This window comes from Stenotrophomonas sp. PA-6-5C (assembly GCF_021605635.1).
Taxonomy (GTDB): domain Bacteria; phylum Pseudomonadota; class Gammaproteobacteria; order Xanthomonadales; family Xanthomonadaceae; genus Stenotrophomonas; species Stenotrophomonas lactitubi.
On the sequence record NZ_WKEE01000034.1, the window covers coordinates 12,810 to 29,607 of the forward strand.

General features: G+C 61.2%; 17 protein-coding genes and 3 pseudogenes. 2 read left to right on the forward strand and 18 right to left on the reverse strand.

Translation table 11 applies throughout. From position 1 onward, the window contains the following. Positions 1–42 precede the first annotated feature (42 nt). Entirely contained in the window at positions 43–882 is an 840-nt protein-coding gene (locus tag GIW57_RS14740; protein WP_236511761.1) for a type 1 glutamine amidotransferase domain-containing protein, read from the reverse strand. Between the two features lie 96 nt (positions 883–978). On the opposite strand from GIW57_RS14740, the gene GIW57_RS14745 reads away from it, so the two are divergent. Next, complete coding sequence (locus GIW57_RS14745) at positions 979–1,902, forward strand: LysR family transcriptional regulator (protein WP_236511763.1); 924 nt, start codon at positions 979–981, stop codon at positions 1,900–1,902. A 556-nt stretch (positions 1,903–2,458) separates the two neighbouring features. Next, a complete protein-coding gene (locus GIW57_RS14750; protein ID WP_236511765.1) occupies positions 2,459–2,815 on the forward strand; it encodes a hypothetical protein in 357 nt (118 codons plus the stop codon). Between the two features lie 141 nt (positions 2,816–2,956). Here GIW57_RS14750 and GIW57_RS14755 read toward each other — a convergent pair whose 3' ends face one another. The 17 genes and pseudogenes from GIW57_RS14755 to GIW57_RS14830 all read right to left on the reverse strand — a co-directional run bounded on the left by GIW57_RS14755 (position 2,957) and on the right by GIW57_RS14830 (position 16,712). After that, complete coding sequence (locus GIW57_RS14755; protein ID WP_236511767.1) at positions 2,957–3,625, reverse strand: 5'-nucleotidase; 669 nt, start codon at positions 3,623–3,625, stop codon at positions 2,957–2,959. Between the two features lie 25 nt (positions 3,626–3,650). Then, positions 3,651–3,842, reverse strand: a complete 192-nt coding sequence (locus GIW57_RS23785; protein ID WP_329605767.1) for a 5'-nucleotidase — start codon at positions 3,840–3,842, stop codon at positions 3,651–3,653. Positions 3,843–4,181: 339 nt separating this feature from the next. Continuing rightward, positions 4,182–5,336 (reverse strand): Shedu immune nuclease family protein, encoded by a 1,155-nt coding sequence (locus GIW57_RS14760; protein WP_236511769.1) that lies wholly within the window; start codon positions 5,334–5,336, stop codon positions 4,182–4,184. Between the two features lie 77 nt (positions 5,337–5,413). After that, positions 5,414–5,737, reverse strand: a complete 324-nt coding sequence (locus GIW57_RS14765; protein WP_236511770.1) for a hypothetical protein — start codon at positions 5,735–5,737, stop codon at positions 5,414–5,416. 105 nt (positions 5,738–5,842) lie between these two features. Next, entirely contained in the window at positions 5,843–6,394 is a 552-nt protein-coding gene (locus GIW57_RS14770) for a hypothetical protein (RefSeq protein WP_236511772.1), read from the reverse strand. Positions 6,395–7,640: 1,246 nt separating this feature from the next. Next, a complete protein-coding gene (locus GIW57_RS14775) occupies positions 7,641–8,561 on the reverse strand; it encodes a nucleotidyl transferase AbiEii/AbiGii toxin family protein (protein ID WP_154352421.1) in 921 nt (306 codons plus the stop codon). Continuing rightward, positions 8,558–9,370, reverse strand: a complete 813-nt coding sequence (locus GIW57_RS14780) for a type IV toxin-antitoxin system AbiEi family antitoxin (RefSeq protein ID WP_229301213.1) — start codon at positions 9,368–9,370, stop codon at positions 8,558–8,560. The genes GIW57_RS14775 and GIW57_RS14780 overlap by 4 nt, the downstream gene beginning before the upstream one ends. A gap of 19 nt (positions 9,371–9,389) precedes the next feature. Then, entirely contained in the window at positions 9,390–9,650 is a 261-nt protein-coding gene (locus GIW57_RS14785) for a DUF2274 domain-containing protein (protein ID WP_154352420.1), read from the reverse strand. Beyond that, positions 9,647–10,912 (reverse strand): TrbI/VirB10 family protein, encoded by a 1,266-nt coding sequence (locus GIW57_RS14790; protein WP_154352419.1) that lies wholly within the window; start codon positions 10,910–10,912, stop codon positions 9,647–9,649. The genes GIW57_RS14785 and GIW57_RS14790 overlap by 4 nt, the downstream gene beginning before the upstream one ends. Positions 10,913–10,914: 2 nt before the next feature. Continuing rightward, positions 10,915–11,577, reverse strand: a pseudogene (gene trbG / locus GIW57_RS14795) (P-type conjugative transfer protein TrbG); the annotation flags it as partial. Further along, a pseudogene (locus tag GIW57_RS14800) lies at positions 11,574–12,176 on the reverse strand (conjugal transfer protein TrbE); the annotation flags it as partial. The pseudogenes trbG and GIW57_RS14800, both read right to left, overlap by 4 nt. Positions 12,177–12,185: 9 nt before the next feature. After that, positions 12,186–12,458, reverse strand: a complete 273-nt coding sequence (locus GIW57_RS14805; protein WP_154352416.1) for a VirB3 family type IV secretion system protein — start codon at positions 12,456–12,458, stop codon at positions 12,186–12,188. Next, positions 12,455–12,838 carry a TrbC/VirB2 family protein gene (locus tag GIW57_RS14810; protein WP_099605290.1) on the reverse strand — a complete coding sequence of 128 codons (384 nt, stop codon included), beginning with the start codon at positions 12,836–12,838 and terminating at the stop codon, positions 12,455–12,457. Before GIW57_RS14810 ends, GIW57_RS14805 begins: the two co-directional genes overlap by 4 nt. Continuing rightward, positions 12,835–13,722: pseudogene (gene trbB / locus GIW57_RS14815) on the reverse strand (P-type conjugative transfer ATPase TrbB); the annotation flags it as partial. The gene GIW57_RS14810 and the pseudogene trbB, both read right to left, overlap by 4 nt. A gap of 890 nt (positions 13,723–14,612) precedes the next feature. Further along, complete coding sequence (locus tag GIW57_RS14820; protein WP_236511773.1) at positions 14,613–15,245, reverse strand: hypothetical protein; 633 nt, start codon at positions 15,243–15,245, stop codon at positions 14,613–14,615. Beyond that, complete coding sequence (locus GIW57_RS14825) at positions 15,220–16,302, reverse strand: site-specific integrase (RefSeq protein ID WP_236511776.1); 1,083 nt, start codon at positions 16,300–16,302, stop codon at positions 15,220–15,222. The genes GIW57_RS14820 and GIW57_RS14825 overlap by 26 nt, the downstream gene beginning before the upstream one ends. Beyond that, positions 16,299–16,712 (reverse strand): helix-turn-helix domain-containing protein, encoded by a 414-nt coding sequence (locus GIW57_RS14830; protein WP_236511777.1) that lies wholly within the window; start codon positions 16,710–16,712, stop codon positions 16,299–16,301. The genes GIW57_RS14825 and GIW57_RS14830 overlap by 4 nt, the downstream gene beginning before the upstream one ends. Positions 16,713–16,798 lie beyond the last annotated feature (86 nt).

The window sequence follows — 16,798 nt, forward strand, 5'->3', positions numbered from 1 at the left end:
CCGCCATGGTGCCACGGCGCAGCATGCGATGAAGAAACCGACTTACTTCAACCGCTCCACCAACCGCTGCCCCACCTCCAGCGCCGAAGCCGGGTTCTGCCCGGTAATCAGCTCGCGGTCCACCACCACATGCCCGGTCCACGGCGTGGCATTGCTGCTGAACCGCGCACCCGCCCGCTGCAACGCGGTCTGCGGGTAGAACTTCATCTCACCGCCGCCCAGCAGCGGCTTGGCCTGCTCTTCTTCCTGGTTGCTGATCACCGTCATCTGGTAGCCGCTGTAAATCCACTTCGGCGTAGCCGGCGTCGCACCCGCTTCCAGCTTCGCCACGAAGCCCTCAGCATCCGGCAGCGTGGACAGCAGCGCGATCGGCCCATGGCAGACCAGGGCGGTGGTCTTGCTGCGCTGGTGGAAGTCGGCCAGCAACCGGCCCAGCGCCGGGTTCTTCAGCAGGTCCTGCATCGGTGCGTGGCCACCGGGAATGTAGACCGCATCGAAACGCGCGTAGCCCTGCTGCTCGACGCGCGCCAGGCTGACCACCGGCGAGGCGGTCGGCGAGGTCAGCGCCAGTTTCTCCAGCAGGTCCTTGTGCAGCGTCAGCTGCGCGGTGTCGTTGCCGAAGTACGCCGCCGTCACCGAGGACACATCCACCGTCGGCGCCCGCCCCTGCGGCGTGGCGAAGGTCACCTCATGGCCGGCGTCCAGCAGCAGCTTGACCGGCTGCATCAACTCGTTGAGATAGAAGCCGGTGGACAGCACCTTGCCGTCCTTCAGGTCCAGGTGGTTTTCGTCGGACAGCACCACCAGCACGTTGGCGGCATGCGCGCCGGTCGTGGCAAGGGTCAGGGCCAGCGCGGCGGCCAGCCGGGTCATCAGGTTCATGGGGAGCTCCTATCGGGGAATGGTCGCTACTTTATTCATCGCCCCAGCGGCGATAAATTGGCCCCATCGCAAAACATCTGTTCCCCGGAGAGCCAAATGAGCCGCAAGTTCGACTACCTGGGCGATGTGGAGGTGTTCCTAGCGGTGGTCGAGCACGGCTCGTTCACCGCCGGCGCGGTGGCGCTCTCCACCACGCCCTCGGTGCTGAGCCGCGCGGTCACCCGCCTGGAAGCGCGGCTGGGCCGGCAGCTGCTGCAGCGGACCACCCGCCGCGTGGGCCTGACCGACGCCGGGCGGCTCTACCAGGAACAGGTGCGCACCGCCTTCGGCCTGCTGGACGACGCCGAGCGCGACGTACTGGCCCAGGACGGTGCGCTGGCCGGCCGCGTGCGCCTGAGCGTGCCCACCACCTATGGCCACTACCGGCTGCCGCCCGTGCTGGCGCGCTTTGCGCAGCAGTACCCGCAGGTGCAGGTGGAACTGAACATCACCAACCGCAACGTGGACCTGGTGGCCGAAGGCTTCGACCTGGCCATCCGCTTGGGCCAGCTGCCGGACAGCGGGCTGGTGGGGCGCAAGCTGGAAGACGCCCCACTGCTGCTGGTGGCCGCGCCGGACTACCTTCAGCGCCACGGCACGCCGCAGACGCTGGACGACCTGCAGCAGCACCTGTGCCTGCCCTTCGTGATGCCGCGCACCGGACGGCTGGCGCCGTGGATATTCCGCGACGACGGGCGCGACGTGGACTGGTTGCCGCGTTCGTCCATCGAGACCTCCGACGATGTGCTGGGCGTGGTGTCGCTGGCCGAACAGAGCATCGGCATCTGCCAGAGCTATGCGTTCATCGTTCGCGAGCGGTTGCAGCGTGGGCAGCTGGTGGAGGTGTTGCCGCAGCTGCGGGGTAGATCGCGGCCGTTCTCGGTGATCTATGCGCCGCATCGGCGGCAGTCGGCGGCGGCGCGGGCGATGATTGAGCTGTTGGTAGGGAATGCGTCAGCCGTTGAGGAAGGCGTCGGCTAAGGAAGCGATGCCTACTTGCGGTGTCGGGTTTGAACCGATTTTCGGACCACGCGGCAGATCAGGCGGGGTGGCCACCCAGTGCGGACTAAGAACTGTTGCAAAGAAAGCCATCGCACTATTCGTTTGCGGCACGGGCGATTGCGCCACTTTGATTCGCAATAAGCAGAGCATCTGCACGAATGCGTCTTGTGGCGTCGCGTGCTGCACGAATGGCGCGTGCAACAATAGTTCTTCGCTCTCGAATCACGCGATTTCTTCGCGAATTTCCATTTGCATTCGATGCGACCGCGTAAACACCATGGCGCGCCACCGACAACGGGTGGCAACGGGTCTGCAAACCCGCGATGAGAAAAGCACCAGTTGTTTGCGCTTGCCCGTCGGCACCGTCCTTAACCGGTGCCGGCGGGCAATCCGTCGGCCTTTATGGCGGGCGGTGCGTGGGGGTCTTCGGGCCCACCGGTCTATGGTGCTATCTCATCCCGGTTTGCAGCCACGCATCGTCCGCCACCCCGCCTACGCGGTGGCGCTGTTAAGCACAGCCAAGGAAACCGACGCCATGAGCGAATCCGAGACCTTCTCTTCGTACGCCGCAGTTGAGCCCATCAACGACGACACCCCACTGCCGAACCTGAGCACCTTCTTGGGCATTCTCAAGCGCATGCGCGGATGCGAGGGGGCTGATGGGCTGCCTTGGCCGGAGAACGATGTGTCACCCGGCCGTCGTGTGAGCCTGGCGAGGACCGAGCGCACACTCGTGGGGCTGCTGACGGTGCTGGAAGTGTTGCATTCGGCGGACCGCTGCCGGGTGGCAGCGGACCCGGAGCGGCATCTCGATGAGGGAACTGTTGATGGGCTGTTTCTGGCTTGCCGGGGGTTGGCTGAGTGGGCTTGTCGGGAGGTTAGGCCTGAGTGACCTGCTCGATCGGAGCACACGTACGGTAGGGTTGGTCGAGCGTCACTTCGACCAGCGCCCGCTCCGCGCCAGTAGCTAACCTTCAACGCCTGAACTAATTCGCGCCGTGATGCGGCGTCGGCCTGAAACATCCGCTAGCAATCACTCATCTCGTTTATTGGTGATGCCGAACGGAATATGTACCGATGGAGCCACCTCGCTGGCCGTTACAAGGTGCCCCGATTGATCATCAAAGAAGATGTGTGGCTGCAGAACGTTCAAGACAAGCTTTTTTTCAACCCCGCCAAGAAAGAATGCATCGTTCGCCATCACTCCCCAACTCTTCAACGTGTTGATAGCCCTCTCATGGGAGGGCGCGTTCCTTGCCGTGACAATAGATACTCGAAGCCGATTTCTATAGGCTGAATCCTCTTTTCGCCTCTCTTCCTCTACCTTTTGAATCTTTGAAATCTTTAGCAAGAAGGTCTTGAGCGGACCACCACCGAGCGGCTCCATAACGTTGGCAGTCTCATGATCGTGGAATTTTAAAACATCCTTGGTGTTCTGCATAACTGTCTCAGCAGTGTCATCAGCAAGTACACCATCAAAGTCAAAGGCGATCCGCAAGGTTTTATCCTGAGGATCATCTATTTTTTTTGAATCCATTACGTAGCCAGCCGGAAATCCCTTGGCAATGGCCTCAACAACATCGCTCTGGTTGGATGAAAGAAATAATGAAATATTCAAAGCTGGAATGTAATCGTATGGAGACAAACCTTGCTGGAAGATCGCACGAGTGATCCCCAAGGCGTGATGCTCGATAGACTTCATCACGCGAAGTCCTGTATCCGGATCATTACGAGACAGCAGAACGACCTCTATCAATGGCCCCCGCGGGACTCAGATCATTCAGTGACAGCAGACGTTTGATGAATGAAAAAGCAACCCCCTCACTCAACGGATCATTCTTATGAGCTTCCTGGTACTGCCGATAATTTTCCTCGCCCTGAGTCCTGAAAATTCGGTCTGATTCGGTCAAATCAAACATGGCACTCGATGCGACACCAACCACCAGCCTGTCTTTCAACTCATATGCCACGATATTCCCCTGTGCGCGCGAAATAACCAATAGACGAACTCACCAATCCGGTTACAAGACTCATCCACAAAGCATCGCACGCCCTCCGCTTTACAATTCAAATTCAGAGGGGGCAAGTCCGGCAAACAGGCCTACGAACAGCCACTCCCCTAAACAATCTAAATACAAGGCCTCAGACCGAATTCACATGAAAGCTCGCGTTGGATCTGGCGCCCTATGATCAGGGGTAGCCGCGTGTAACGACTGAGTAAGGCCGAGTCTCAAAGCGGCGTCAACTTAGACGAACTGCTAGCTTTCACTGGTACCTACAATGTGGCGGGCGCGCTCATAGAGCTCATCAAAAGTAATCACCTCTGGCTGATGCAGGTTGCGACGATAAAGCTCGAAGGACCTTAGCTGCCCCTCATTCACACCGTGCTCTCCGGAAAACTGCCCAAGCGTGCCAACAACAACAAAGGATCTCGGTGAGAAATTAAAAGCCTCTTCTGCCGTGGGAAAGCCCTTCTTGTCCGCGAGGCAGAGTCTTCCAAAAATAGTTTCCCCCGCGTATGACACGGTGCCTTGCACCTGCGCCACTGCGCCAGATAGATGCTCTGATGGTGCCCAGCAGCCCCTGCGATAATCCGAGGAGGCAAGTAGAGGTGTCCTATGGGTCTTGATTTCCACGAAGCACAGGGTTGAGGCTAGCGCCCGTGTCTTTAGAAGCGCATCTACACGCTTCCCAGGCTGATCGATCTGGTAACCTCGAACCACTTGCTCAAGATTTTTGTCATCAAGCCCCGACGAATAAATGTAACTGAGCCCATATCCAAATATCCACTGGTTGGCCTCGAAAAACTGCTGCCACAGCGCCTCATCCTTGCATTTCTTTCTTTTCTTTAGGTCATTGAAGTAGCTTTCGCTCTCTAGAAGTTTGCCAAAGACCTCAAGTTGTCTCTTACGGTATCCAAGCGCCACTAAGTCTCTCTTTGTAACGGAGTGCCGCAGAACTTCCGCGATGAGCTCCTCGTTATCCACCACCAGCTCTTTCGCTTGACGTGACGTAAGTGCGATTTTGCGCAACTCAGCATCTGAGATGTTAACCGAGCTTCCATTTTCCAAGCTAACAGCATGAATATTGGCGAGAAATTCACAAAAGCGCCCGATCTCCTCGCCCACGAATGAGAAGCCAGCACCATAGGGCATGCCAGTGTCCGCAGAGAACTTCTGAATAGTGAGAACGAAGACACCCTTAGTGTCTTCGAGAAATTTCGCCCTGATGTAGGTGGCCGCATCGGGCTTCTGCCGCACGACAACTTCATCCCGCTCTTTGACGTACTCGTATCCATCCTTAGATGCCAGAACTTTCGACGCTATGCGGACTCGACGAGTCTTGTCCCCAAAAGCCGGAAGCGCTGGACTTATGTATGTCTTCCCGGGCTTAGGATGCTGATAGTTGTCCATGATCACCAGAAGATGGGGCGTGAAAGCCGACTCTGAATTCGACCCCACTGCCAAGCGGGCCAGACTCGAATGGATTACTACGCGGTGGTCGAGAAGAACTCACTTATGCGCACCAGGTCGCTTCGATCTGAAGCATGATTCTGAAGAATCTGCTGCAGCATTTTTGACCCTGATGCCAGCCACTCCTCTACAAGCCGGTCAAATGCCGGCGTGCGCTCAATGTCCGGAGCCAACCGACGGATATAAGCGTCTGAAATGGTCTGACACTCAACTCCTCGTTGTTTAGCGATTTGATGCACCACCTGAATCCTCACCCTTCGAATTGCGCCTGGCTTATCGGGCTGGTAGCCACCGCGGATTCCTGCGAGAACCCGAAGAACGTCCTCGATTTTCTGACTCATTACCACACCCCTAGCAAACCACCTAATGTTGGATTTGACTGGAACGCAGAGCCATTGCGCACGGCGAATAATACCAACTCGCACACACGCCGAACGACATATTAGTTATAGCACATTGTGCATCTCCACTCGCTGAGCCCCCCAATCTGCGCAGACTCGCTTTAAGAGTGACACGTATTCCTCCACATCCTGGCGATCGACCGCCACAGGATGAAAGTGCTCCGGGGGCGAATGCGACAAAAGGTTCCGAAGGTTCGCCCACGCCAGCAGCTCGGCAACATCGGCTTCGGGAGTCCGATATTCTTCAGCTGCCATGGCCTCCAGCTTGGCCTTCAATCCGAAGAGCCGCTTTCCCGGCTTTTTGGAAAGGTAGCGCACAACCAAGACTGCCTCGAACATCCCCTGCAGCCGCCACAACGCGAACGACCAGAGAAGATCTTTCTCGAGATGGTTGTAGTAGCGAAGATCAGATGACACCTCTACGTGCGCATCGGCGAACTCAGGAGGGACATCAGCGCCTGAGATCATTTGCTCTACACAGGCATCAGCATAGTCCGAGTATTTCTGAATGAGCCCTATAACTTCATCGAACTCATGGACATTCGGTCCATATAGCCAGTAGTCGTCCTCGGTCAGAACACGAAGGGCATCTCTCATACGCTCTATCCACCTAATAGACGGACCTGTTGACCCGGTTACACGACTCACCTACAAATCACCGCATAGCGGGTTTTCCCCTTGATACCTCTCGTTTTTGGGCCGACCAAGTCAAGCTAACCGGCCAGCAGTGTAGACCGTCACAGCCGCAAGCTCAGCGATCACTGCAAGCAGGTCAGCCCCCACAAAAAAGCTATCTAGCCTGCGGAGCACCCGCAAGAGCCAGCAACATCTTCCGCGTTTCCTTATCAGGGCGGAGCGTCGTTGTCCCGCCATTGGACGTGTAGACATGCACACGCCATGTGAATACCGCCCACCGCGTAATTTGGAATTTGGATGCCAAATCTCTCAACCAGCGATTGTCTGGCCCGAGCGGGACGCTCCAACTCCCAGTCTCTCCATCAGCCAATGGCTTCGGAATGCCGTGACCGAACTGATCTTGCACAAGCGCAATGATGCCGTGCCTCTTCCAACGCCAAGCTCCAAAGGTAAATCCAATATTAGTTACCACTGTTGGACGCTGCGAAATATTAGTGACTGAAACTGAAAAGACTTCTACCCGCGGCTGGCCTGGACCGATGATCAAGCGATGTCCAGCGTAGCCGCGAAGCTTTATCTTCTGGGAAGAATGAGCTACGTGCAAGGCAACTACTGCTGCCGCCAACGAGCCGATGCCTGATACCCAATCAGCGATAGATCCCCATTCGACTGCCACCATCATCTCCTCCGAGATTTAAAGCCAAGTCACACCGGCTGGGCGACTAGTTGGGCTTGCATGCTCAGCGCGGGCTCTAGCCTCCCACGCCATCAATGATTCATCCTGATCGGGAGCCCTTCGACGCTCGCTTCCAACCGTACATGGGCAACCAACAATGAATGGTCAGGGGACTCAAAGAGAAGGCTCGCCCTGAATCATCCCCGCCAGACAGCTGACCTGTCTACAACCCCCTCAATGCCTGCCCCTCTTGGGGGCCACGGATTCTGGACATGGTGCCAGTCCAGCACGACGCGCCAGATGACTCGCAACGGGGCCCCATAAGCAAACCCCTCAAACAACAAGGGCGCCTCTCGGCGCCCTCGTTCTTTCAACTCACTCCCACTCGATCATCAACAGCTCACGCAAGTCCGCGTGGTTAAAGGGATTTGCTTTGATCGACATAGGCCGTTACCGTCGCTTTTACCGTCAGAAAAACAGGTCCTTTGCTGGTGCGGGTTTACGCGGCATCGGCTCATCATCAATCAGCGCTTAGGATACCGCAGCAAGTCGCGTGGCGAGCAAGTCGGCCTGCTCGGCAAACTTCTTCGCATCGGTCTTCTGCAACTGCGCCAGGTTGTGCAGCTTCCAGCGGATGCCCGGCAGTTGTTCGAGGTGTGCGATGTCCAGCAATGACCACTCCGGCGTGCCAGCGGCCAGCGACATCAGAAAGCGCCGCTCATCGCTATCCAAACCCTGCTGGATTTCGCGCACCATGCGCTCGCGCACGGCGAGCAGCGCATCGAGCGACACCGGCTCGGTCGTCATGCCCTGGAAGTTGTGCTCGTAGTCGTGCCGGATGTCCCGCAGCGGCGTGAACAACACTTCATGGATCGGCCGATTGCTGCTGGCCAGATAGACCACGAAGGCGCGCCGGATACCGGGCGTGATGCCCTCGTGCGCAAAGAGCTGCATCACGTCGAACAGGTCACGCGGGTGCTGCCGATCGAGCGCCGCCACCAGCTTGCCGCCGTACACATCTTCCAGCGACACCACCGGAATCTCCAGATCAGCCATCAACACGTCACGGGCCATCGGCGTCAGCGAAGCGCGGTGCACCTGATGCACCGTGCCGCGCATGACGAAGTTGACTTCGACCTTGACCTGAGTCGAGCCGCGACGCACCAGCAGCTTGGTCTCCCCTGCCGCCGCCGCTGGCGCGTGTGTCTGGAATCCCCGCTTCTTCAACCGCTCGGCAGCTCGCCGGATCGCCTCGTTGATGCGCGCCAGTGCCTCGTCGCGCGGCAAGGTGTGGTCGGGAAAGACCAAATCCAAATCCACCGACAAGCGCGGCATCTCACGCACGAACAGATTGATCGCCGTACCGCCCTTCAATGCAAAGGTGTCGTCCGCGAACACCAATGGCGCCACCTGCGTCAGTAGCCGCGCGGTATCGAGATAGGTCTGGTTCATGGCTTGAGCACCAGCAGGCCATCGGCCGAGCGGGACACCCAGGGCCGGTCGCTGCCGGTCGGCAGTGTGGCCGGGTCGAGCTTGGCCGCCCAAGGCAGCGACGCCTCGCGGCCGAGTTGCAGGCACAGCCGCACGGTCTTGACGTTCGTGCAGCGTTGCAACAGCTCGCGCAGCACATCCGCGCGCAGGCTATAGGCGCTCTCCACCAGTTCACGGGCTTCCTGCAAAGGCTGGCGCACGCCGACCTCACTCAACAGTTCCAGCAAGGCGCGCTCCGGTGCCGACACCTGCGGTGCCCCGCTGCGCTGCTCGAACTGGCCGACGTGCAGCAAGGCGGCCGGCTGCTCGTCGAACAGCCGTTTGCGGTGGTATTCGGCCGGGAAGCGTTCGGTGAACCATTCCGGCAGACGTGCGGCCTTCCAACCATACAGATGCAGCACCGGCTGCTGCGACACGTACTGGCGCACGCCATACCAGTCCAGCGCCGACTTGCCGCCGACGTGCAGCCCCTCGAATTGGCGCTGCAACAGCAGCAGACTGGGATGGAGCGCCGGGGGATCGTTCGGACGGCAGAACACCCCACGCGCCAAGCGCGTAAGCCACCCTGCCCGGACGTAGTGAACAGCCAAGTCGGCAGAGATGCCCAGCGTCGCCAAATCCTCCGAGGTCAGCGGCGTTCCCGGCGCCAACCGGGTGTAGAGCACATTTAGCTTGCTTGAATTAGTCGTAGCCATGCTACGATATATACATCTTTTCCAATCGATCGTCAATTTGATATGGAGGAACCAATCGTAGACTGGATACGACAATGTAATCTTATCCAAATAATCACCCTTTCGGCATAGCCGTGCGGGAAGAAGGTCGGGTGTCATCTCCCCTGCCCCGCCGGAATCCTCGATCCCCAGCGATAAACGCCTCCAGCATGTGCGGGATCAGCGTCATGGCATCGACCGTCTCGCCATACGCCTGCGCGTGCAGCGAGGCGTAGCGGTCGAGGTCGGCTTTCAGGCTAGCCGGGCAGGCGAAGGTCAGCTTGATGCTCTCGGTCTTGGGCAGCGGCCCGAGCCGCAGCTTCTTGGTTGTGCTCATTGCATCGCCCCCCGTTGGAAGAACATCGGCTGATAAGGTCGGAACACCAAATCGCGGTTGACGATGATGCGCACCGGCAAGCCCGGCCGGGCGGTCAGCGTCGGCTGGATATTCATGTTGCGCCGGGTGATTTCCTGCCCAACTTGATTGATGCTGTCCTGGGCGCTGTCGCGCCCCGCGATGACGATGCGGTTGCCGTCCTGCCGGTTCTCCGGCGCGGCCAGCTCGGCGCCCACACCCAGCAGCGTCGTCAGCACCGCGCCCGCGACGATGCGATTCCAGTGCCAGTTCACGTCATCCTCCAGGCCGGCGTAGCCGGCCGGATCGGTGCCCACTAGGTTGTCGAGCGTCAGCGAAGACGTGTCGGGCAAGATGATCCGGTTCCACACTACTTGCACGCGGCTCTGCCCGTAGCTGACCTGGCTGTTGTAGCGCCCAAGGATGCGCGCCCCCTGCGGAATCAGCAGGAACTTGCCCGTGGCTGTGTCAAAGACCGGCTCTGTCACCGTGGCGATCACGTCGCCCGGCAAGTCCGACTTGATGCCTGTCACCAGCGCGCCCGCGATCACGGTTCCAGCCATCACCTGATAGGGCGACGCCGGCAGCGCCAGATTGCCGGAATTGCGGGTTTCCGTAGAACCGGCTTTCAGGAACGCCTCTTTCTGGTCTTGCCGGTTCTGCACGGCGGTCGGGTCGGCGGGCTGGGCCGCCGTCGAGGCAGGCCCGGCAGCGAGAGGATCGAAGGCCGCGAGCGTGCTTGCAGCACCCGGCGCTGCCTGCGCGACCGTGGCGGCGGTCTGACCTTGGCCGCCCGAGCGGAAGAACACCGACGAGGCCGCCGCCGCGTCCGCCTCCTTGCGCAAGGCATCCTCGGGATCATGGCCTGGCGGCGCATAGGCCGGCGTCACCGGCTGCTGCGAAGCGACGATGGCAGGGCCAAGGTCGCCTGGTAACGGCGGCCCTAATTCCGGCACTTTTGGCGGTAGCTTCGAGTAGTCCGAAGGCAGGCCATCCAACCCTTCGGACTTCGACACACGATCGACGTTGTAAAGCTCGGTCTGTTCATTGGCCCCGCGCCGCTGCGGTTGCAATGACCAGATCGTGGCCCCGAGCACGGCGACCGACAGGCCGCCAACGAGGACGGCCAGCACGCGCCGGTTCAGGCGCATGACGGGGCGTGGCTGGGCGCGCAGCGGCACCGCCTCGGGCGCAACCTTGCCCGCCTGCGGCGTGGCGAGGTCGGTAGTGTCGTCTTGGCTCATGGTCAATTCCTCCGCGCAACGCCGTCCGTGCGCTCGATCCGTACCACGTCGCCCTTGTCACCACCCAGGCGCAGTTCGGCCGCGCCGAACAGCCGATCCACGATGTAGTACGGCGAGCGGAAGCGGTAGTTCACCAGTTGCCCATCACCTTGTGGCCCAATGACGAACAGCGGCGGCAGCTCGCCTTGCGCGATATCAGGCGGGAACTGGATATAGACCTTCTCGCCGTCATCGAAAGCGCGCAGTGGCTTCCACGGCGGATTGCTACCCGAGACGGTGTAGCGGAAACGGATCTTCTCCAGCGACAGCCCGCTATCGACCGGCGCGGCGGCACTGGCCGCCTGCGCCTGGCGCTGCAAGGCCAGCATCTTGTCCTTCGGGTACTCCCAGGACACCGACGCCATCCACGTCTTCTCGGTCGAGGTCAACTCGATCAGGTAGGTGCGTCGGCTGGTCGTGATGACCAGATTGGTCTTCAACCCCGAGCGAATCGGCTTGACCATTACGTTCACGCGCAACGCATCACCGCTGCCGCTCGATGTGTCGCCCACGATCCAACGCACGGTATCGCCGGCGGCGACCGTCACCAGCTCCTCACCCGGCTGGAGCGCGATTACGGTCACGCGACCCACGGCCGCATAGACCTGATACAGCGCACCATCGGTACCGCCAGCGAATAGCGCCGCGTCGAGACGGTCGAATGGAGGTAGGTCAGCGTCTGGCTGTCATCGAGCCAGGTGATTTCCGGCATCACGCCATCGAGCAGGTCGAAGACGCGATCCGTCTCCGCGCTGAAGGCTTGCAGCCGCTCGCGCCAGTCCACGCCATTCGTCGGCGTGTTCTCGTAGAGCATCTTGGCTGCGCGGGCGCGCGACTCCTCCGGCGGCAGATACACCAGCGTCAGGTGGTAACCGCTCTCGAAGTGGTGGCCCGATTCCTCAAAGGCGGCCCGGCGCTCTTCCTCCACCATCCACGAAAGCGGCTCGGGGAACTCCGAGCGCGGGTAATCGGCGGCGGGACGGCGCTCGGCTTCGATGAAAAGTGCCCAGCCCGATCCCATGCGGCGCAGCGCGTTGTTCAACCGCGCCGACGTGGCGACCAGCTCGCCTTGTGTCGCGCTGTCCAGATCAGGCCCGCGAAAGCATGCCGTGCGCTGGAATGAGCCATCCTTGTTCAGCACGACGCCCGGCGCGACCAGTCCGGCCCACGGAAGCCAGTCGGCGAGCAGCGCGGGCCGCTGGCGGTATTCGACGAGGTTCAGCATGGCATCACCTCACACGTCCAGCAGCGATCGGTGCTTGATGTGCCGCGCGAACACGGCTATGAACTGCGGATCGACGCGCGCGCCCCACACCGCCAGCGAATGGCCAACGATCCAGAGCACCACGCCGGGAATCCACAGTTGCAGGCCCAGCCCGACAGCAGCGGCCAGCGTGCCGTTGGCGATCGCCACGGTGCGCGGCGCGCCGCCCAGCAGAAGCGGCTCGGTCAGCGAGCGATGCAGCGGCACCTCGAAGCCGTCTGCGAAGGTGTCTGGGGCGCTCATACGACAGCCCCGCCAGAGAAGCTGAAGAAACTCAGGAAGAAGCTCGAAGCCGCGAACGCGATGGACAGGCCGAACACGATCTGGATCAGCTTGCGGAAGCCGCCCGACGTGTCACCGAAGGCAAGCGCGAGGCCGGTGGCGATGATGATGATGACCGCAACGATGCGCGCCACCGGCCCTTGAATCGACTCCAGGATCGACTGCAAGGGGCCTTCCCACGGCATCGAGGAACCGGCGGCCTGTGCGGTTCCAGCCAGGAGCAGCAGCAGCGCGGCCAGCAGCAGCCCTTGCCCCGCAGGGCGAGCAAGGCTGCGCAGTCGCGCAAGGCGCAAAGCCGGATTCGGAAAAAAACGGAAAGCAGGAACGATCATCTGCGTCATGGCAGTTCTCCAAGTGAGTCAGGGGATGGGGAGGTCGCCGCAGCGGGTGCGGCATCGGAAAGTGGCGACAGCTCGGAAAGCGGCGTTTTCAGCGCGTCCGCCCCCCAATCCACCAGCCGGTAGCCCATACCGTCAAAGCCGACGACACGGGCGATGCTCTCGATGCGGCGCTTGCGCCCGCGTCCGGCGATATGGATCACCACGTTGACCGCCTCGGCGATCAACGCACGGGGCGGGTTCACCGCCACTTCGAGGATCAGTTGCTCCAGGCGCAGCAGTGCCCCGAGCGCGGAGCCCGCGTGGATCGTGGCGATACCACCGGGGTGGCCCGTGCCCCACACCTTGATGAGATCCAGCGCCTCGGGGCCACGCACCTCGCCAACGACGACACGATCCGGGCGCAGGCGCATTGACGAACGCACCAGCTCGGTCATCGACACGACGCCATGCCGCGTGCGTAGCGGAACTTGGTCGCGCGCCGCGCATTGCAGCTCCACCGTGTCTTCGAGCACCAGCACACGGTCGCCGGTGGCGGCGACCTCGGCGAGCAAAGCATTGGCGAGCGTGGTCTTGCCGCTGCTGGTGGCGCCGGCGATCAGCACGTTCTGCCGCTCGCGCACGGCGCGAAAGAGAAAGCCCGCCTGTGCGCTGGTCATCATCCCGTCGATGACGTACCGCTCCAGCGGGATCACGCCGATGGCGCGCTTGCGCAGCGCGAAGGCCGGCCCCGGCGCGGCCGGTGGCAGTATGCCCTCGAAGCGTTCGCCCGTTTCGGGCAGCTCGGCGGACAGTAGCGGCTGGCCGCGATGGACTTCCGCGCCGACGTGGGCGGCCACCAGGCGGATGATTCGCTCACCGTCCGCCTCGGACATCTCCACGCCCATACGCTCCCCTGCGTGATGAAGCGGGCAAGCCTTACAGCGGTCGTTTCTTCGCAGCCTTCGATGTAGGGCATGCGAAGCAATACGATGCGAGCCTTTCTGAATGGGAAGCGCGCAAGAATGACGATCTAAAGGCCTATTGGCCACAATCCGATATACCACCAAGCCTGCGTGCCATGGTCAAAGATTTGATCGCCAACGGGCACGGATACAAGCAGTGGGCAGACATGTTCAACCCCCGCCAGCTTTTGGTGCACGCACAGCTGTTGAAGGCAATTGTCAATGTTGGGAACTATGACTGGTCGGTGCGCGAGTATGTGTTGGGGGCTTTCCAGCAATATTTGCGTAATCAATGTTTGTTTAGTTTTTGGAATCCACAGCGAGACACCCCAGAGCCGATGTTCTCGAACAGCAACTATCATCCGAAATTAACGGTAGTTGAAAACTGCGTATTTCCTGCCTTGGGTCGTGGTAATTGGGCATCCAGCACAGAGGGCATTCTCGAAGGTCGAGAATGGGCTATCCACCCTTGGGAAGTTGTCAGTATCGAAAGTCTGAGTCGTCGTGATCTTGTTCTAGCCGAAAAACTGAGTGGAAAAAGTGAAAAGGTCCAACCGGGCGACCCGGTGTTGGATGTGGCAGTGCATCAGGGCTCTTCCACCGATTTGATCCAGCTTGAAACTGGCAGCCTAGATTTAGTCATCACTGATCCGCCATTCGGCGACCTTTTGCAGTATTCCGAACTGGCTGACTTTTTCTATGTCTGGCTGCGACTGGCGCTTAAGAGTAAGTACCCGGAGATTTTTAGTGCGGAATACACGCCTAAGTCGTTGGAGGCCGTTGCCAATAGCTTTCGCGAGCCAGAAGACTCCAATGGCTTCTATCAAAGGCTGCTAACGCAGTGCTGGCGCGAGGCGCATCGCCTTTTGAAGCCGAGTGGCATCCTGGCTTTCACCTTCCACCACAGCGAGGACGAACCGTGGGTAGCGGTGCTTGAGTCGTTGTTCGACGCAGGCTACTACCTCGAAGCGACCTACCCAATTCGCTCCGATGAAACCAAGGGCGATAACGCTGAGTTCGGTGCACAAAAAATCGAATACGACATCATCCACGTCTGCCGCAAGCGCACCGAGGAACCCAAGCCGGTGAGCTGGGGCCGGATGCGTCGGGAAGTGATGGCCGATGTGCGCCAGTTGCAGGCCATGCTGGAGAACCACGCCAAGGAAGGTCTGCCCGCCGCCGACATCCAGGTGATCCGGCGCGGCAAGGCGCTGGAATACTTTTCGCGCCACTACGGCAAGGTGTATGTGGATGAAGGCCGCACCATCTCCGTGCGCGATGCGCTGGTGGGTATCAACCAGCTCATCGACGAAGACGCCGACAAGGGCAAGGAAGCGCCGCCGGTCAACGCCGAGCCGATGACGCGCCAATTTTTGCGCACCTTCGGCACAGCCACCGAGATGAAGCGTGACCAGCTGCAGAAGTTTCTGCGCGGCACCATCACCACGCCGGATGACTTTGAGCAACGTGGTTGGCCGCGCCGCGGCCCGTGCGGGCAAACGGGGTCAGCACCATGCGCAGGCGCAGCTGCAAGGCCGGTTTGCCCTCGGGCGCCGGCAGTGCCATCGCCGGTACCGGCGCGGTTGGACTGGGCAGGCTTGCTTCAATGCGGTCACGGGCAAAGGGGTCACGCCCGTCCAGATAGCGCATGGCCGACTGCACATCGCGCCAGCCCACGTACTCCATCAGCGCCTTCATGTCCCAGCCTTGGTCGTTGGCCCAGCTGGCAAAGCCGCGGCGCAACGAATGGCTGCTGTGGAGCCCCGCATCGGCAAAGCCGGCACTGGTCAGCAACTCGCGTAGCAGGCGCACCAAGCTGTTGGGATGCAGGCCCTCGGCGCTCACCTGGCCCCATTGGTTAACCGCCCGAAACACCGGCCCTTCGTGCAGGTCGGCCGCCTGCAGCCACACCTGGGTCGCCTCCACCGGGCACAACCGCGACAACGCCGGTACCTTGTAGGTGACGCCGGCGGCCTGGCGGTCGCCCTTGCTGCGCGGCAGGAAACAGGTCATCCCCTGTCCCGGCACCAGCGTGAGATGGGCCACGTCCAGACGCAGCAGTTCATCGCCACGGAAGCCCCGCCAGAATCCGAGCAGCACCAACGCTCGGTCGCGTTGATGGCGCAGCGCCGCCGCTCCGTCGCCCCGGGCATGCGCCGCCGCGATCGCGGCAGCCAACCAGTCATCGAGCTCGACCAGCCGCCGAATCTGCAGCGGCGCGGCTTGCTTGACCTGGCCCGGGTGCAGGGTCTGGATGCCTTTGAGCACCTTGCGCACCAGCGGCGACCGGGTCGGGTCGACAAAGCCGTGGTCGCGGTGCCAAGAGGCAATGGCGGCCAGCCGGTGGCGAAGCGTGCTGGCGGCTAGGGTCTGCGCATACGCGGCCAGGTACCGCGCCACGCTGTCCGGTGTCGCTGGGAGGTGGCCTTGCCATTCAACCTCGAAGTGCCGCAGCGCCGACGCATAGCTGCGCACCGTGTTCTGGCGCGTGGCTGCATCGAGGTAGCGGTCCAGTTCGGTCACTGACGCGTGGCCTCCACAGCGACCGGCTGCCGCAGGGTCGACAGGATGGTGCATTCAGCCCGCTGCCCACCGTGGCAACTGGCAATCACCCGTTCCAACTCGGTGGCCATGCGCTCCAGGTCGGCCATGCGCGCCCGCACGTCGGTCAGATGGCTGCGTGCCAGCCGGTCCACGTCCCCGCACGAAGGCTCCTCATCGCCGGCCAGCTGCAGCAGGCTGCGGACCTCCTCCAGGCTGAAGCCTAGGTCCCGGCCGCGCGCAATGAAGCGCAGCCGCTCGATGTCGGCCGGGCCATAGACCCGGTAGCCATTGCCCGAGCGCCCCGGGCGCGGCAACAGGCCGATCCGCTCGTAATAGCGGATCGTCTCCAGGTGGCATCCACTGGCGTCGGCAGCCTCACTGATTTTCATTCGTAGTACGCTTGACTCCGTAGTAGCTACGGACTTTACACTCACCTGCTGTGTCATGCCAGCGACCCGCCCGGGCCCGGCTTCCC

Bases quoted from the DNA above. Each gene is read 5' to 3' on its own strand.
- GIW57_RS14740 (WP_236511761.1), bottom strand. From the start codon at position 882: ATGAACCTGATGACCCGGCTGGCCGCCGCGCTGGCCCTGACCCTTGCC.
- GIW57_RS14745 (WP_236511763.1), top strand. From the start codon at position 979: ATGAGCCGCAAGTTCGACTACCTGGGCGATGTGGAGGTGTTCCTAGCG.
- GIW57_RS14750 (WP_236511765.1), top strand. From the start codon at position 2,459: ATGAGCGAATCCGAGACCTTCTCTTCGTACGCCGCAGTTGAGCCCATC.
- GIW57_RS14755 (WP_236511767.1), bottom strand. From the start codon at position 3,625: ATGAAGTCTATCGAGCATCACGCCTTGGGGATCACTCGTGCGATCTTC.
- GIW57_RS23785 (WP_329605767.1), bottom strand. From the start codon at position 3,842: ATGTTTGATTTGACCGAATCAGACCGAATTTTCAGGACTCAGGGCGAG.
- GIW57_RS14760 (WP_236511769.1), bottom strand. From the start codon at position 5,336: ATGGACAACTATCAGCATCCTAAGCCCGGGAAGACATACATAAGTCCA.
- GIW57_RS14765 (WP_236511770.1), bottom strand. From the start codon at position 5,737: ATGAGTCAGAAAATCGAGGACGTTCTTCGGGTTCTCGCAGGAATCCGC.
- GIW57_RS14770 (WP_236511772.1), bottom strand. From the start codon at position 6,394: ATGAGAGATGCCCTTCGTGTTCTGACCGAGGACGACTACTGGCTATAT.
- GIW57_RS14775 (WP_154352421.1), bottom strand. From the start codon at position 8,561: ATGAACCAGACCTATCTCGATACCGCGCGGCTACTGACGCAGGTGGCG.
- GIW57_RS14785 (WP_154352420.1), bottom strand. From the start codon at position 9,650: ATGAGCACAACCAAGAAGCTGCGGCTCGGGCCGCTGCCCAAGACCGAG.
- GIW57_RS14790 (WP_154352419.1), bottom strand. From the start codon at position 10,912: ATGAGCCAAGACGACACTACCGACCTCGCCACGCCGCAGGCGGGCAAG.
- GIW57_RS14805 (WP_154352416.1), bottom strand. From the start codon at position 12,458: ATGAGCGCCCCAGACACCTTCGCAGACGGCTTCGAGGTGCCGCTGCAT.
- GIW57_RS14810 (WP_099605290.1), bottom strand. From the start codon at position 12,838: ATGACGCAGATGATCGTTCCTGCTTTCCGTTTTTTTCCGAATCCGGCT.
- GIW57_RS14830 (WP_236511777.1), bottom strand. From the start codon at position 16,712: ATGAAAATCAGTGAGGCTGCCGACGCCAGTGGATGCCACCTGGAGACG.